The organism is Mesorhizobium sp. M7A.F.Ca.CA.002.09.1.1 (assembly GCF_003998555.1).
Classification (GTDB): domain Bacteria; phylum Pseudomonadota; class Alphaproteobacteria; order Rhizobiales; family Rhizobiaceae; genus Mesorhizobium; species Mesorhizobium ciceri.
Map to the genome: position 1 here is coordinate 1 of NZ_RZRR01001086.1, position 1,620 is coordinate 1,620.

General features: G+C 65.5%; 2 protein-coding genes. One reads left to right on the forward strand and one right to left on the reverse strand.

Going from position 1 to position 1,620, the window contains the following annotated elements:
* A partial coding sequence (locus EN994_RS30500; protein ID WP_164746377.1) for an iron ABC transporter permease occupies positions 1-836 on the forward strand: 836 nt, incomplete at its 5' end.
* 25 nt (positions 837-861) lie between these two features.
* Here EN994_RS30500 and EN994_RS30505 read toward each other — a convergent pair.
* The coding region (locus EN994_RS30505; protein ID WP_127308106.1) for a phosphatidate cytidylyltransferase at positions 862-1,620 on the reverse strand (759 nt) is incomplete at its 5' end.

Below are 1,620 nucleotides of genomic sequence, written 5' to 3' on the forward strand. Positions count from 1 at the left end.
TCGTCGATCTGCGGCTGCCGCGCACGATCCTGGCCATCTGCGTCGGCGCGGGCCTCGGCGTCGTCGGCGCGCTGCTGCAGACAGTGACCCGCAACGATCTCGCCGATCCGTTCCTGTTCGGCCTGTCGTCGGGCGCCGCCGCCGGTGCCGTTTCCGTCATCACCGTCTTCGGCGACAGCTTTGGCATCTGGACGTTGCCGGTCGCGGCCTTCACCGGCGGCATATTGGCCGCCGGCGTCGTCCTGCTGCTGGTCGCGCGGGTGAGGGGCCAAGGGCCGGAGCGGCTGATCCTCGCCGGCCTTGCCGTGTCCTTCATGTTCACCGCCTTGACCAACTACCTGGTCTTTGCCGGCGACCAGCGCGCCGCCCACTCCGTGTTGTTCTGGACGATGGGCGGCCTTGGCCTGGCGCGCTGGGACAATATCTGGCTCGGCGCGCTGGGTGCGGGCACCATTCTGGCTTACGCGCTGTGGAACCACCGCCGGCTCGATGCCTTCCTGGCCGGCGAAAACGCCGCCGAAAGCCTTGGCGTGCCAGTGGCGCGCATGCGCCGAATGACGTTTCTCGTCGCCGCCTTCTCGACGGCGATCCTGGTCTCTGTCGCCGGGGTCATCGGCTTCGTCGGGCTGATGATCCCGCATCTGTCGCGGCCGCTGGCAGGCCCCTTGCATCTGCGCCTGGTTGCCAGCTGCGCCGTCTTCGGCGCGGTGCTTTTGCTGGCCAGCGATCTTCTGGCCCGAACGCTGCTGCCGCCGCAGGAACTGCCGATCGGCATCATCACCAGCTCGGTCGGTGCGTTCTTCGTCGTCACCATGCTGATCCGCAACCGGCTTTGAGCGCCTTTGGCAACCGGTCGCCGGATCACACAGTCCAGAAATAGCGCACGATGTGGAAGAACACCGGGGCGGCGAAGACCAGGCTGTCGGTGCGGTCCATCATGCCGCCATGGCCTTCGATGAGATGGCCCCAGTCCTTGACGCCCTGGTCGCGCTTGATGGCCGAGGCGACCAGCCCGCCTAGGAATCCCATCGAGCAGGCGACGAAGGCCACGCCTGCCGCCTGCAGCGCCGAGAAGGGCGTCACGAACGACAACAGCGCGCCGAGCAGGCTCGCCGACACCAATCCGCCGATCAGCCCTTCCCAGGTTTTCGACGGCGAGACGTTCGGCGAAAACCGGTGTTTACCAAACAGCTTGCCGAAGATGTACTGCAGCACGTCGCTGCCTTGCACGACGATGATCAGGAAGGCGATCAGCAGCAAGGTGCGGCCTTCGAAGCCTGGCACGTCGAGTGTCAGCAGGGCGGGGACGTGGCTGACGCAATAGACCGAGATCATCACCGCCCATTGCTGCGCGGCGATCCGCTCGAGGAAGCGTTCGGTGTCGCCATGCAGCGCCGTGATGGCCGGCATCAAGAGGAAGCAGTAGACCGGAATGAAGATGACGAAGAGCCCGTACCAGGCGGTCCACACCAGCCAGTACTGAAACGGGATGATGATGCCGAACATGCCGAGCAGCACCCAATGGTCGCTGCGGCGCGTATGCGTCAGCGTCACGAATTCGCGCAGCGCGGCGAAGGAAATCAGCGCAAACAGGATGGTCATCCCGTAACGGCCGAAGAA